The organism is Blastococcus sp. SYSU D00695 (genome assembly GCF_054050555.1).
In genome coordinates this window covers 1-13,641 of the sequence record NZ_JBJGZP010000048.1, presented here as the reverse complement: position 1 = coordinate 13,641, position 13,641 = coordinate 1, and the positions used below count along the sequence as shown (strand labels likewise).

14 protein-coding genes are annotated in these 13,641 nt (G+C 78.4%); 6 read left to right on the top strand and 8 right to left on the bottom strand.

Going from position 1 to position 13,641, the window contains the following annotated elements; genetic code table 11:
• Window positions 1-199: 199 nt before the first annotated feature.
• The gene (locus ACI781_RS18730; protein WP_456567642.1) at window positions 200-1,531 is read left to right on the top strand and encodes a phosphoribosyltransferase family protein; all 1,332 of its coding nucleotides are present in this window, start codon (window positions 200-202) and stop codon (window positions 1,529-1,531) included.
• Between the two features lie 21 nt (window positions 1,532-1,552).
• Here the strand turns inward: ACI781_RS18730 and ACI781_RS18725 are convergent, their stop codons facing one another.
• The 4 genes from ACI781_RS18725 to ACI781_RS18710 form a co-directional block, all read right to left on the bottom strand.
• Window positions 1,553-2,449 carry an acyl-CoA thioesterase gene (locus tag ACI781_RS18725; protein ID WP_456567643.1) on the bottom strand — a complete coding sequence of 299 codons (897 nt, stop codon included), beginning with the start codon at window positions 2,447-2,449 and terminating at the stop codon, window positions 1,553-1,555.
• A gap of 148 nt (window positions 2,450-2,597) precedes the next feature.
• Window positions 2,598-3,197: a peroxidase-related enzyme gene (locus ACI781_RS18720; protein WP_456567641.1), complete on the bottom strand. Its 600-nt coding sequence runs from the start codon at window positions 3,195-3,197 to the stop codon at window positions 2,598-2,600.
• A complete protein-coding gene (gene fahA / locus ACI781_RS18715) occupies window positions 3,194-4,474 on the bottom strand; it encodes a fumarylacetoacetase (protein WP_456567640.1) in 1,281 nt (426 codons plus the stop codon). The genes ACI781_RS18720 and fahA overlap by 4 nt, the downstream gene beginning before the upstream one ends.
• Entirely contained in the window at window positions 4,471-5,670 is a 1,200-nt protein-coding gene (locus ACI781_RS18710) for a homogentisate 1,2-dioxygenase (protein ID WP_456567639.1), read from the bottom strand. Before ACI781_RS18710 ends, fahA begins: the two co-directional genes overlap by 4 nt.
• 167 nt (window positions 5,671-5,837) lie before the next feature.
• On the opposite strand from ACI781_RS18710, the gene ACI781_RS18705 reads away from it, so the two are divergent.
• The 3 genes from ACI781_RS18705 to ACI781_RS18695 all read left to right on the top strand — a co-directional run bounded on the left by ACI781_RS18705 (window position 5,838) and on the right by ACI781_RS18695 (window position 8,992).
• Window positions 5,838-6,974, top strand: a complete 1,137-nt coding sequence (locus ACI781_RS18705; protein ID WP_456567638.1) for a hypothetical protein — start codon at window positions 5,838-5,840, stop codon at window positions 6,972-6,974.
• A gap of 315 nt (window positions 6,975-7,289) precedes the next feature.
• Complete coding sequence (locus tag ACI781_RS18700) at window positions 7,290-8,231, top strand: NAD(P)H-binding protein (RefSeq protein ID WP_456567637.1); 942 nt, start codon at window positions 7,290-7,292, stop codon at window positions 8,229-8,231.
• A complete protein-coding gene (locus tag ACI781_RS18695; RefSeq protein WP_456567636.1) occupies window positions 8,228-8,992 on the top strand; it encodes a CPBP family intramembrane glutamic endopeptidase in 765 nt (254 codons plus the stop codon). The genes ACI781_RS18700 and ACI781_RS18695 overlap by 4 nt, the downstream gene beginning before the upstream one ends.
• Window positions 8,993-9,052: 60 nt before the next feature.
• Here ACI781_RS18695 and ACI781_RS18690 read toward each other — a convergent pair whose 3' ends face one another.
• The 4 genes from ACI781_RS18690 to ACI781_RS18675 all read right to left on the bottom strand — a co-directional run bounded on the left by ACI781_RS18690 (window position 9,053) and on the right by ACI781_RS18675 (window position 12,079).
• Window positions 9,053-9,484 (bottom strand): hypothetical protein, encoded by a 432-nt coding sequence (locus ACI781_RS18690; RefSeq protein ID WP_456567635.1) that lies wholly within the window; start codon window positions 9,482-9,484, stop codon window positions 9,053-9,055.
• Window positions 9,481-9,747, bottom strand: a complete 267-nt coding sequence (locus ACI781_RS18685) for a hypothetical protein (protein WP_456567634.1) — start codon at window positions 9,745-9,747, stop codon at window positions 9,481-9,483. The genes ACI781_RS18690 and ACI781_RS18685 overlap by 4 nt, the downstream gene beginning before the upstream one ends.
• A gap of 89 nt (window positions 9,748-9,836) precedes the next feature.
• On the bottom strand, window positions 9,837-11,201 hold the full coding sequence (locus ACI781_RS18680; RefSeq protein WP_456567633.1) for a circularly permuted type 2 ATP-grasp protein: 1,365 nt from the start codon (window positions 11,199-11,201) through the stop codon (window positions 9,837-9,839).
• The gene (locus ACI781_RS18675) at window positions 11,198-12,079 is read right to left on the bottom strand and encodes an ATP-grasp domain-containing protein (RefSeq protein WP_456567632.1); all 882 of its coding nucleotides are present in this window, start codon (window positions 12,077-12,079) and stop codon (window positions 11,198-11,200) included. The genes ACI781_RS18680 and ACI781_RS18675 overlap by 4 nt, the downstream gene beginning before the upstream one ends.
• Window positions 12,080-12,153: 74 nt before the next feature.
• Here ACI781_RS18675 and ACI781_RS18670 point away from each other — a divergent pair, with 74 nt between their 5' ends.
• Both ACI781_RS18670 and ACI781_RS18665 read left to right on the top strand, forming a co-directional pair.
• Window positions 12,154-13,077, top strand: coding sequence for an NAD-dependent epimerase/dehydratase family protein (locus ACI781_RS18670; protein WP_456567631.1), 924 nt, complete (start codon window positions 12,154-12,156; stop codon window positions 13,075-13,077).
• Complete coding sequence (locus ACI781_RS18665) at window positions 13,074-13,472, top strand: nuclear transport factor 2 family protein (protein ID WP_456567630.1); 399 nt, start codon at window positions 13,074-13,076, stop codon at window positions 13,470-13,472. Before ACI781_RS18670 ends, ACI781_RS18665 begins: the two co-directional genes overlap by 4 nt.
• Window positions 13,473-13,641 lie beyond the last annotated feature (169 nt).

Below are 13,641 nucleotides of genomic sequence, written 5' to 3'. Positions count from 1 at the left end.
CCCGCCCCCCCCCCCAACGCGCCCACCCCGGCGCCACCCCCCCCCCCCCCCCCCGACTGCCCCAACGGCGCCTGGGCGGGGCGGGCCGGGGCGGGGCGGGGGCGGCGTGGGGTGTGTCGGGGGTGGGCGGCCGGACGGCCCTGACGCCCGGGGCCCTGCGCCCCTGACACTCCGGTCCCGGCCTCGCGACCATCGCGGCATGACGCGGTTCCCGGACCGGACCGTCGCCGGCCGCGAGCTGGCCCGGCGGCTCGGGCACCTGCGCGGGGAGGACGTGGTGGTCCTCGGCCTGCCCCGGGGCGGGGTGCCCGTGGCGGCCGAGGTCGCGCGCGCCCTCGCGGCGCCGCTGGACGTCCTCGTCGTCCGCAAGCTCGGCGTGCCGGGCCAGCCGGAGCTGGCGATGGGGGCCGTCGGCGAGGACGGCGTCCTGGTGGTCAACGAGGACGTGCTCCGGGCCGCCGCCGTGGACCGGGCCGTCCTGGCGGCCGCCGAGCGGCGGGAGCGCGCCGAGGTGCAGCGGCGGGCACGGGCGTTCCGCGGGGACCGGCCGCCGGTCCCGCTGCGCGGCCGCACGGTCGTCGTGGTCGACGACGGCATCGCCACCGGCGCGACCGCCCGCGCCGCCTGCCGGGTGGCCCGGGCCCGTGGCGCCGCCCGGCTGGTGCTCGCGACACCGGTCTGCTCGCCGCGGACCGCGGAGGTGCTGCGCCCGGAGGTCGACGAGCTGGCCGTCGCGGTCGCGCCCCCGGGACTGGCCGCCGTCGGGCAGGTCTACGCCGACTTCCGCCCCGTCGAGGACGACCGGGTCGTCGGGGTGCTCGACGAGGCGGCCCGCCGGCCCCCGCCCGGGCCGGCTCCGCAGCTCGGGCCGGCGGCGGCGCACGACGAGGAGGTGGAGGTCGGGTGCGGGACGGCGCGGCTGCCCGGCCGGCTCACCGTCCCGCCGGACGCGGTCGGGGCGGTGGTGTTCGCCCACGGCAGCGGCAGCAGCCGGCACAGCCCGCGCAACCAGCGGGTCGCGGCGGTGCTGCGCGACGCCGGCCTGGCCACGCTGCTCCTGGACCTCCTCACCCCCGCGGAGGAGGGCGACCGCGGCCGGGTGTTCGACGTCGCCCTGCTCGCCGGCCGGCTGGGCGCGGCCGCGTCCTGGGTGCGCGCGCAGCCGGTGACCCGGCACCTGCCGCAGGGCTGGTTCGGCGCCAGCACGGGCGCCGCGGCCGCGATCTGGGCCGCCGCGGAGCCGGACGCCGGGGTGGCCGCCGTCGTGTCCCGCGGGGGACGGCCGGACCTGGCCGGCGCGCGGCTGGCACTGGTCCGGGCCCCGACGCTGCTCGTGGTCGGGGGCCGGGACGGCGCCGTGCTCGCGCTCAACGCGCGCGCGGCGGCCCGGTTGCGCTGCGAGCACCGGCTGGCGGTGGTGCCGGGGGCCACGCACCTGTTCGAGGAGCCCGGTGCCCTCGGGGCCGTCGCCGGCCTGACCCGGAACTGGTTCCTCGCCCATCTCGCCCCCGCCGCGCGGCCGGCGGGCTGAGCGCACCCGCGGGCCGGCGGATCAGCCGACGACGGGACGGCGGCGGATCATGCCCTCCTGCACCACCGTGGCGACCAGCCGGCCGGACCGGTCGAACACGTGCGTCCGGCCGAGCGCGCGGCCACCGGCGGCCCACGGGCTCTCCTGGTCGAAGAACAGCCACTCGTCGGCGCGGACCGGCCGGTGGAACCAGACCGCGTGGTCGAGGCTGGCGGCGGACACGCCCGGGGCGCCGATCATCGTGGCGTGCGGCGCGAGCGTCGTGGACAGCAGCAGCACGTCCGTGGCGTAGGCCAGCACGCAGCTGTGCACGACGCCGTCCTCGGGCAGCGGCTCGCGGGACCGCATCCACAGCTGCTGCCGCGGCGGCGCGCTCTCCCCGCGGCCGGCCGCCAGCCGGGGCAGCGGCGCGGCGAAGCGCACCTCGAGGGGGTGCCGGCGGGCCAGCGTCTGGAACCAGGTGCGCACCGCGCCGGTGGCCTCGGCCCCGGCCTCCTCCCAGCCCGGGGAGTCCTCCGGGCCGGGGGCGTCGAGCACCGGCACCTGGTGCTCCAGGCCCTGCTCGGGCGCGTGGAACGACGCCGTCAGGCGCAGCACCACGCCGTGGTCCTGCGCGGCGGTCACGCCCCGCGTGGTGTAGCTGCCGCCGTCGCGGACCCGGTCGACGTCGAAGACCGTGGACGCGGTGGCGTCGGCCGACCGCAGGAAGTGGGCGTGCAGGGAGTGCACCGGCCGCTCGGGCCCCACGGTCCGCGCCGCCGCCAGCAGCGACTGGGCGATGGCGGCGCCGCCGAAGGCCCGGTCGCTGCCCGTCCGGCCGTGCCCGGCGGCGCAGAAGGACGTCTCCGCGGTCCGCTCCAGGTCCAGCAGGTCGGCGAACACCCCGCGCCCGGTCCCGTCGCCGGCCGTCGCGCCCATCCCGGTCACCCGGACCTCCTCCGTCGTCGCACGGACCCGCCCTCTGGCCCGCGGGGGACCCGCGGCCGGCTCGTAGCATCCAGCACCACCCCGTGGCCGGCCCGCAGCGGGTCGGGCGGGCCGGTGCCGGGTCCGGGGGCGCGGCCGCTCAGCGCTCGCGGGGCACCCGGCCCATCAGGTGGAACTCGCGGTTGGGCGGGATCGCCGCGAAGTGCGCCAGCCGGTTGGAGTAGGCGAAGAACGAGGTGATCGCGCCGACGTCCCACACGTCGTCGTCGGTGAGGCCGTGGTCGCGCAGCCGGTCCAGGTCGGCCGCGGGGACCGCGGCCGGGTCGGTGGCCAGCCGCACGGCGACGTCCAGGACGGCGTGCATGCGCTCGGACAGCGGCGCCTTGCGCCAGTCGACGGCCACGAGGTCGGCCAGCACCGGGTCCCGGGTGCGGATGCGCGCGATCGCCGAGTGCGCGACGACGCAGTACGCGCAGTCGTTGGCGGCGCTGGTGGCGACGACGACCAGCTCGCGGTCGCCCGTGGACAACCCCGGGGTGTCCCTGTCCATCAGCGCGTCGTGCAGCGCGAGGAACGCCCGGGCCTCGGCGGGCCGCCAGGCCAGCGCCGCGAACACGTTGGGCAGGAACCCGGAGCGCTCCTGGACGTCGGCGTACCGCGCGGCCAGGTCGGCGGGCAGCCCGGCCGGGTCGGCGACGGGGAAGCGGCTGACCACCGCGGCGGGGTCCTCGGTGCTCACGGGCGGCCCTCCCTGCGCGACGTCGGTGCCTCCATCCTGCGCGGCCCGGCCGGCGTCGGCAGGTCCGGTGCCGGGACGACGCGGCCGGTCACCTCGCCGAGGGAGATCCGGCCGCCGGACCGGCCGGGTGCGGTGCCGGTGATCGTGACCTCGTCGCCGTCCGCCAGGAAGCCGCGGGTGCTGCCGTCGGGCAGGACCAGCGGCTCGCGGCCGCCCCAGGACAGCTCCATCAGCGAGCCGCGCTGGTCGGCGGCGGGACCGGACACGGTGCCGGAGGCGAACAGGTCCCCGGTGCGCAGGTGCGCGCCGTTCACGGTCGTGTGCGCCAGCTGCTGGGCGGCGGTCCAGTGCAGCAGCCCGGCGGGCGGCCGGCTGACCAGGTGGCCGTTGAGCCGGACCTCCAGGGTGATGTCCAGCCCCCAGGGGTGCCCGGTGTCGTCCAGGTACGGCAGCAGCGGGGTGTCGCGCGGCGGCGCGACGCGGGCGGCCTCCAGCGCGGCCAGCGGCACCACCCACGGCGACACCGAGGTGAGGAACGACTTGCCGAGGAACGGGCCCAGCGGCACGTACTCCCAGGCCTGCAGGTCGCGGGCGGACCAGTCGTCGACCAGGCAGACGCCGAACACGTGCTCGGGCAGGTCGCCCAGCGGCACGGGCCGGCCCGGGCGGGACGGCGCCCCGACGACGAACCCGACCTCGGCCTCGAAGTCCAGCCGCTGCGACGGGCCCACGGTCGGCGGCCCGCCGGCGTCGGCCCGGCGCTGCCCGTTCGGGCGGACGACGGGGGTGCCCGACACCCGCACCGTGCCGGCGCGCCCGTGGTAGCCGATGGGCAGGTGCTCCCAGTTCGGGGTCAGCGGCGCCGAGCCGGGGCGCAGGATGCGGCCGAGGTTCTCCGCGTGGTGGCGGGAGCTGTAGAAGTCGACGTAGTCGGCGACCTCCACCGGCAGGTGCATCGTCACCTCCGACCGCCGGACCAGGTGCGGCTCGACGCGGTCGCGGTGGGCCTCGTCGGCGAGCCGGCCGGTCAGCTCCGCGCGCAGCGCGGCCCACGCGCGCGGGCCGCGGGCCAGGAACGCGTTGAGCGACCCGGTGGCGTGCACGCCGTCGCCGGTGGCGGCGGCCAGGTCGAGCACCCGGTCGCCGATCGCCACGCCCGTGCGCGGCCCCGTGCCCGGCGTGGAGAACACGCCGAGGGGCAGGTTGCCCGGGCCGAACCCGGTGCCGGCGGGGAGGTCCAGCCAGGTCGTCGCGCCGCCGTCCGGCACCGCGCTCACGACGCGGGGCCGCGACCGGCCCAGCTCCAGGCGTAGCGGCCGTCGTCGGCGGCGGTGCCGGCCTCGCCGAGCTCCAGCGGCCGGAAGGTGTCGACCATGACGGCGAGCTCGTCGAAGGACTCGGCGCCCAGGCTGTTCTCCACCGCGCCGGGCTGCGGGCCGTGCGCGTGGCCGCCGGGGTGCAGCGAGACCGAGCCCCGCCCGATGCCCGAGCCGCGGCGGGCCTCGTAGTCGCCGTCCACGTAGAACATGACCTCGTCGCTGTCGACGTTGGAGTGGTAGTAGGGCACCGGCACGGCCAGCGGGTGGTAGTCGACCTTCCGCGGGACGAAGGCGCAGATCACGAAGCCGGCGCCCTCGAACACCTGGTGCACCGGCGGGGGCTGGTGGACGCGGCCGGTGATCGGCTCGAAGTCGGCGACGTCGAAGGCGTAGGGGTACAGGCAGCCGTCCCAGCCGACGACGTCGAACGGGTGCGTGGCGTGCACGTGCACCGTCCCCGCGGGCCCGCCGGGGCCGCGGTGCTTGACGTACACCTCGACGTCGGTGCCGTCGGCCAGCAGCGGGCCGGCCGGGCCGCGCAGGTCGCGCTCGCAGTAGGGGGCGTGCTCGAGGAACTGCCCGTAGCGCGACAGGTACCGCCGCGGCGGGGCGACGTGGCTGGCGGCCTCGACGGTGTAGGTGCGCAGCGGCTCGTCGCCGGTGGGCACCCAGCGGTGGACGACGGTCCGGGGGAGGACGACGAAGTCGCCCTGCCCGACGTGCAGTGCCCCGAACGCGGTCTCGACGGTGGCGTTGCCGCGCTCGACGTAGACGCACTCGTCGCCGGTGGCGTTGCGGTAGTACGGGCTGGCCAGCGACGAGACGGCGTAGGAGATGCGGACGTCGCCGTTGCCCAGCACCAGCCGCCGTCCCGTGACCGCGTCGGTGGCCCGGTGCTCCTCGCCGGGGAACAAGTCGTGCAGCCGCAGGTGCCGGGGGAGCAGCGGCTCGTTGGACGTCAGCGACTGGTCGGGCAGCTCCCAGGGCCGGGCGTCCACGATCGCCGACGGGATGCCGCGGTGGTACAGCAGCGCGGAGTCCGACGAGAAGCCCTCCTCGCCGACGAGCTCCTCGGAGTACAGGCCGCCGTCGGGGCGGCGGAACTGGGTGTGCCGCTTGGGCGGGACCTCGCCAACCTGCCGGTAGAACGCCATGGGGGAGTCCTCCCTGGGGCCGGGCCCCGGCCCGGTCCACGCCCGCACCGGGGACGTCGACGGTCACTCAGAGTGACAGGAACCGTAACGAGGGTGTGGCGTGGCCCACAACCCCGGACGGCGCGGACCGCTGTCCGCGGGGCCGCCGGGCCGTACCCTCGCCCGCCATGTGCCCGCGCTCCCGTACCGCTCGCCGCCCCGCCGTCACCGGCCGCCTCGCCGGCCCGCTGGCCGGTCTCCTGCTCCTCGTCCCGGCCTGCAGCTCGACCACCACCGGGAGCGGGACGCCGGGAGCGGGCGCCTCGGGGTCCCCGGCGGCGCCGACCTCGGCGGCGGGCGACCCGGTCGACTCGGTCGCGGCGATGCTCGGGCTGCTCCCGCCGATGGGCGACGACGAGCTCGGCGTCGTCACCGTCAGCCGCTGGCACGCGGCCGCGCAGGCCTACGGCGTCGACGCCCCGCCGGCCGGGACCCCGGTCGAGGAGCTGGTGGGCGGGTACCTCGTCCCGCTCACCACCGAGCAGGGTGGCCTGGTGCGCGCCAGCGACCTGCTGTCCCTGGACACCGTGGCCGTGCAGCCGGTCGAGGAGCAGTTCGGGTTCGCCGTCGGGCAGGTCGCCGCCGACGTCTCCGCCGGGACCCCGCCGCGCACCGTGTCGGCGGCCCGGGGTGACTTCGACCCCGACGCGATCGCCGAGGCGACCGGTTCGGGTCCCGTGGGGGACGAGGTGACCGAGGAGGACGTCGACGGCGTCCGGGTGCTGAGCTGGCTCGACGACCTCGAGAACGACCTGCAGCGGCCCACCGCGCTGTCGGCGACCGGCAGCGCCGGACGGCTCGGGCTGCCGGACGAGCAGACGCTGTTGCTGGCCCGCGACGACGACGGGATCGCCGCCCTCGTCGCCGCCACGCAGGGCGGGGACAGCCTGGCCGACGACGCCGACCTCGCCGCCGTCGCGACCGCGCTCGACGGGGAGGACGTGCTGTCGGCGCAGATGCTCCGGCGACCCGCCGGCAGTGAGCTGACCTACGAGGCCGCCGGCATCGGCTTCGCCTGGGACGGCTCCGGGCACGTGGTGCTGGCGTACTCGGCCGCCTCGGAGTCCGACGCGCAGGCCCTGGCCGCCGACGTCGAGGAGCTGCTGACCGGGGGCAGCACCGTGCGCGGCAGCCGCCCGTGGAGCGAGCTGCTGCCCGACCCCGTCGTGCGCGCCGACGGCACGGTCGTCGTCGTCACCTCCGATGGAACGGGCCCCTCGGCGCGCTGGTCGGCCTTCCTGCCCGCCGGCGAGGCCCTGTTCTGAGCCGGCCGGGCGGGGCGGCCGCACCCGCACCTCCCCGCCGGTGACGACGGGGGGACGGGTGGCGGGGTCGTTTCGCCCTGGCCGTGTCGGGCACAACCGCGTCGTGCCCGGCACGTGGCCCGTCCCGCCCAGCCTCCTCGACGGCGACCTGGCCGGCCGGGTGCCGGACGGGCCTCGTCGCCACCGCACCCGGACCGAGAGGCAGGACCGCATGACCGACGAGACGCTCGCGCGGGGCCGGACCCGGGAGGGCGGCGGGGCGTCGCCGCTCCGGCCGGACGCCGCGGCGGCCGGGGTCGTCCGCGGGGACCGCCGGTGAGGGTCCTGGTCACCGGCGCGTCGGGGTTCGTCGGCGGGCGCCTGGCCACCGCCCTCGACGGGGCCGGGCACGACGTGCGGGCCATGACCCGGCGGCCGGACGGCTACCGGGGGGCCGGCACCCCGGTCGCCGGCGACGTCGGCGACGAGGCGTCGCTGCGCGCGGCGCTCGACGGCTGCGATGCCGCGTACTACCTGGTGCACTCCCTCGGCGACGCCGACTTCGAGCGCAAGGACGCCGACGCCGCCCGGGCCTTCGCCCGCGCCGCCGCGGCGGCCGGCCTCGGGCGGATCGTCTACCTCGGCGGCCTCGGCCGCGACGGCGACCGGCTGTCGCGGCACCTGCGCAGCCGGCGCGAGGTGGAGCGGCTGCTCGGCGCGACCGGGGTGCCGGTCACCGTGCTGCGGGCCGGCATCGTCGTCGGCCACGGCGGCGTGTCGTGGGAGATGACCCGCCAGCTGGTCGCGCACCTGCCGGCGATGGTGACCCCGCGCTGGGTGCACACGCGCACGCAGCCGATCGCGGTCGCCGACGTCGTCGCCTACCTGGTCGGCGTCCTGGAGGCGCCGGAGGCCGCCGGCCGCGTGTTCGAGGTGGGCGGTCCCGAGGTGCTCACCTACCTGCAGATGCTGACCCGGGTCGCCGACATCCAGAACCGGCACCTGTTCGTCGTCCCGGTCCCGCTGCTCACCCCGCGGCTGTCCTCGCGCTGGCTGTCGCTGGTCACCGACATCGACGTGACGACCGGCCGCTCCCTCATCGACTCGATGAGCAACGAGGTGGTGGTGACCGACGACGCCATCCGTGGCGTGGTCCCCCTCGAGCCGATGGACTACGACGAGATGGTGATGACGGCCCTCGTCGAGCGGGCGCGGGAGCGGCGTCGGCGGGACCGCCAGCGGCGCGGGGGCTGGCTGGCCCGGGGAGCACGCCGGTGAGCCGCCGTTCCGCCGTCCCCGCCCTGCGTGCGGCGGTGCAGCGGGTGGCCGGGCCGCTGCTGCGCAGCGTGCCGCGCGACCACTGGGAGAGCGACGCCGCCTTCCGCCGCCGCCGGCGGGTGACCGGGGCGGTCGCGGTGACCGGCGCCGCCCTGCTGGGGGTGTCGCTGTCGACGCCGCCGGGCTCGCCGCGCTTCTACGGGCTGACCCTGGGGGTGGCCGGCACCTGGGTCGCGGGCGGGCTGGCGTCGGGTCCGCTGCACCTGGGCCGGATGTTCGGCCGGGGGGACCGGCTGCGCCGCCCCGTGCTGACGCCGGTGCTGTCGGGGGCGGGCGCGTTCGGGGTGTTCTACGCCGCGGCGCTCGTCGCCCGCCGGATCCCGGTGCTGGACCGGGCCATCGGGGCGGTCCTGCGCTACGCCGACCAGGGCTCGGCCCCGCTGGTCGCCACCACCACGCTGGCCAACGGCGTGGCCGAGGAGGTGTTCTTCCGCGGCGCGCTGTACGCCGCGGCCGGCACCCGGCGGCCGGTGCTCGTCTCCACCGCGGTCTACGGGCTGGCCACCACGGCCACCCGCAACCCGGCGCTGGTGCTGGCCAGCGTGCCGATGGGGCTGCTGTTCGCGCAGCAGCGCCGGATCACCGGCGGCATCCAGGCGCCGGTGCTGACCCACGTGGTGTGGTCGGCGCTGATGCTGCGGTACCTGCCGCCGCTGTTCGCCGACCGCCTCGCCGTGGAGCGGGTCGCGTCCACGGACTGAGGGCCCCCTCCGCCGGGTGGACCGGGCGGGTGCGGCCGGCCCGCCGCACCCGCCCGGTGCTCAGCGCCGGCGGCGCCCCAGCAGCGCCACCAGGGCCGCCACGGCGGCGGCCACCAGCAGCAGCGATCGGCCGCGGCGGGCGGCGAGCACCACCGCCGCGGCGCGGGGCTGCACGAGGCGCGTGCCCAGCAGCAGGCCTCCGGCCGCGGAGTCCACGCCGGCGCCGGCCACCGCGACCGTGCGGGTGGGGGACTGCAGGTACGCGGTCACGCCGTGGCCGGCCAGCGCCGCGGCCAGCCCGCGGAGGTCCCGCCGGCCCGGGGCGACGCCCGACCGCGCGGTCGCCGCCTCCCGCAGCCGCGCCACGAACCTGCCGACGTCGTCGGCGACGACCCGCAGGTCGCCGCCCTCGGCGTGCACCTGCACGCCGACCCCGTCCACGTCCAGCGACAGCTCGCCGGACAGGGACAGGGGGCCGAGCGGGCCGGTCATCCCCGACGGGCGTTCTCGGCGGTCGTGATGCGCAGGGTGCCGTCGAGCTTCCAGACGGCGCGCGGCGCGTCCGGTCCGGTCTCGCGGGGCACCTCGACGGTCATGTCGACGAACTCGTAGTCGATCGCGGCGCCCTTGCCGGTGAGGTAGGACCACATCTCCTTGCCGAGGTCGGCGAAGCTCGTCGTCTCGTGGCTCTTGACGTCGCGGCTCCCGGTCGCGGCGTCGGCGGTCGTCATGCCCTGGGTGTTCGGCGTGGTCATCGCGGTGGGTCTCCTCGCGCGTCGTCGGCCGCCGGCGGACCCGGCGAACGATGGCGCGCTACCCGGTCGCGTGGCACCTGAATCCGGGGTCAGCCGACCACCCAGGTGTCCTTGCCGCCGCCGCCCTGGGAGGCGTTCACGACCAGCTGGCCCGCCTCGCGGGAGAACCGCGTCAGGCCACCGGGGAGCACGACGGTGCCGGCGTCGGTGCAGAACGCGTAGGGGCGGTAGTCCACGTGACGCGGCGCCAGCTCGCCGTCCACCACCGTGGGGTGGGTGGACAGGGCCACCGGCTCCTGCGCGACCCACTCCCCGGGCGCGGCGAGGACGGCGGCGCGGGCCCGCTCCAGCTGCCGGAGGTCGGCCCGCGGGCCGATGAGCACGCCCCACCCGCCCGACCCCGACCGCGGCTTGAGCACCAGCTCGGGCAGCCGCGCCAGCGCCGCCCGGCGGACCACCGGGTCGCCCAGGTCGTAGGCCGGCTGCGAGCGCAGCAGGGGCTCCTCGCCCAGGAAGAAGCGCACCAGGTCCTCGACGTGGCAGAAGGTCCGCTTGTCGTCGGCGACGCCGGTGCCGAAGGCGTTCAGCACCGCCACCGTCCCGGCGCGCAGCGCGGGCAGCAGCAGCTCGCCCAGCTCGTTGGACAGGCCGTCGTCGCCGGTCAGCCGCTCCTCGCTCGTGCGCCGCCAGAGCACGTCCACCCGGCGCCCGTCGGGCAGCAGCAGCGCGTTCCCGCGGGTGCGCAGCTGCTGAGGCAGGACCACCGGCGCCCCGGTCATCTCGCCGAACCGGTCGATCTCCCAGGCCACCGAGCTGCGCGGCCCGTCCCCGAGCACGGCCACCACGGGGTCGGCCACGTCGGTGGCGTCGGCCAGCATGGCCCGCATCGCCTCCCGGGCGACCGCGCGCACCGGCGCCGGCCCGGGCCGGACGCCCAGCCGCGGGGCCACCAGGTCCCGCGCGGCCAGGGCGTAGGCCAGCAGGGACGGCGTCCGCACGTTGTCCTCCAGGACGACGAACCGGCCGTCCGCGCCCCGGACCAGGTCGGGCCCGGCCATCCCGATCCAGCGCCGGGGTGGCGGCAGGCCCGGCGCGGTGAATCGGCTGGTGTCCACCACCCCGGCGGGGACGACGCCGGCGCGGACCGACTCCCGCGGGCCGTGCGCGTCGGCCACGAACGCCTCCAGGGCCCGCAGCCGCTGCACGACCCCCGCGGCCACCTGCGCCCACTCCTCCCGCGGCAGCACGCGCGGCACCGGGTCGACGAGGAACGGCCGCCGCTCGCCGGCCGGACCGTTGCACATGCCGAGCCCGAGCACGCCCCGGGCGACGTCCGCCGCGAGCGCGGCCGGCCCGTACGCGCGGACGGCGGCCAGCGCGGCGGCGGCGTGCTCCCGCTCGCCGCCGGCGGGCAGCAGCGCCTCGTCGAGGGCGGCCGGGATCGTCGTGCTCACGCGGCGGTGCGCCGCGCCGCCGCCCGCTCCGCCCGGGCCAGGGCCGCGCGGGCCACCCAGCGGCCCTGCTCGGGGTCGGTGACGTCGAAGCCGAACGGGGCGTTGGCCTCCAGCGCGAGCAGCCGCCCGCCCGGCCCGACGAGCACGTCGACGCCCATCAGCCCGCCCCCGAGCGCGGCGACCATGCGCTGCGCCAGGGCCGCCATCTCCGGCGGCGCCGGGTACACCCGCGGGTAGACGGTGCCGGAGGTGACCAGCGCGCCGTCGGCCCGCGACTTCTCGTACACCGGCGAGACGGCGGTCGGCGTCGCGTAGAGCCGCGCGCAGGCCGGCTCCTCGACCCACTCCTGCAGCACCGACGCCCCGCGGCGGTGGCCCCCGGCGGCCTCGTCGGCCCGCCAGCGCTCCTCGACCGCGCGCGCCGCGGCCAGGTCGTGCACCAGCTCGACGTACCGGGCGCCGTCGCCGAGCGCGGGCTTGAGCACCATCGGCCGCCCGGGCGCCGGCCACTCCCGGACGCCGGCCAGGTCCCACGTGGCCGGCTGCGGGATGCCGGCGGCGGCCCAGACGGCGTGGGTGACGAGCTTGTCCCCGGAGGCGACCAGGGAGGCGACCGGGTTGAGCAGCGGCACCCCGGCGGCCTCGAGCAGGCTGGCCAGCGCGAACGTCGGCGCGTAGGCGACCACCTCCTCGACGAGCACGTGCGCGATCGCCAGGTCGTAGCGCCCGCCCGGCGGCCCGGTGACCGGCCAGCCGGCGGGGACCCGGGCCAGCCGCTCCACCTCCGCGCCCTGCTCCTCCAGCGCCCGCACCCAGGCGGCCGCGTACCCGGCGTCCTCGTACCAGTCGGCGTCGGTCATCACCAGCAGCACGCGCACGGCAGCCCTCCTGCCCGCGCCCGCGCGCGGCGACACGTGGCGGGCCGGCGGGGGAGGAGGCAGGGTCGACGTCCGTGGACCCGAACCCGCCTCTCGTCGTCGTGACCGGTGCCAACGGACTGGTGGGCAGCGCCGTGTGCCGCGCGCTGTCGGCGCGCTCGGCGCGGGTGCGCGCCGTCGTCCGCCGGGCCGGGAGCGCCCCGCCGCTGCCCGGGGTCACCGAGCACGTGGGCGACCCCACCGACCCCGACGTCGCCCGGGCCGCGACCCGGGACGCCGACGCGGTCGTCACGACCGTCCACCCGATGGGCTCGCCCCGGCAGGAGCAGCACCGGGTCGGCGTCGAGGGCACCGAGACGCTGGCCCGGGCCGCCCGCGACGCGGGCGTCGCGCGGCTGGTGCACGTCTCGACCGCCGGCGTCTACGACCGCTCGCCCGGGGTCGGTGACGTCGCCGAGGACAGCGCGCTGCTGCCCGAGGGCAGCGGTGCGTACCCCGACACCAAGAACGCCGCCGACCGCGCGCTGGCCGGCGTCGGCGGCCTCACCGTCGTGCTGGTCCGCCCCCCGGCGATCCTCGGCGCGGGCGCGACGTCGGTGTGGAACACCTGGCGCCCGCGCGCGGCCCGGGACGGCGACCGGCGGGCGAACCCGGCGCAGACCTGGGCGTGGGTGCACGTCGACGACCTGGCGGCCCTCCTCGCCGACGTCGCCGTGGGCGCGGTCGCGACCGCGGAGGACCCGGAGCGGGGCCCGGTGGTCGGGGCCGCGACGCCGGTGGTCGTGGCGGGGGAGCCCGCGACGTGGCGGGACTACCTCGGCACCGTGACCGACGCGCTGGGCGTCGAGCCCGAGTGGACCGACGAGCCGGTGTGGACGGGCCGGCTGCGCGCCGACCGGGCGCGGGCGTGGGGATGGGCGCCGCGGGTGGACCTGGCGGCGGCCCTGGCCGAGCTGCGGGCGGGCCTGGCCCCGTCCGGGGGCGGGGAGGACCGGTGATCGAGGACGTCGTCGCCCGCTGGCACCGGCACCTGGCCGGCGAGCTCCCGGGTGGCCTCGACGAGCTGCTGGCCGACGACGTCGTCTTCCACTCGCCGGTCGTGTACACGCCGCAGCGCGGCCGGGAGGTCACGACGCGCTACCTGGAGGCCGCGGCCGCCACGCTGGTCGGCGGGTCCGGCGGCGCCTTCCGCTACACGCGCCAGGTGCTCTCCGGGGACACGGCGGTGCTGGAGTTCGAGACCGACCTCGACGGCCGGTACGTCAACGGGGTCGACGTCATCCGCTGCGACGAGGCGGGGCGGATCGTCGAGTTCCGCGTCATGCTGCGCCCGCTGCAGGGCATCCAGGCCGTGCACGAGCACATGGGCCGGCGGCTGGGCGCCGGCGGCTGAGGACCGCACCGGGGGGGGGGGGGGGGGGGGGGGGGGGGGGGGGGGGGGGGGGGGGGGGGGGGGGGGGGGGGGGGGGGGGGGGGGGGGGGGGGGGGGGGGGCGCGGGGGCGGGGGGCGGGGGGGGCGGGCCGCGGCGGGGGGGCGGGGGGGGGGGGCGGGCCCCGCGCGC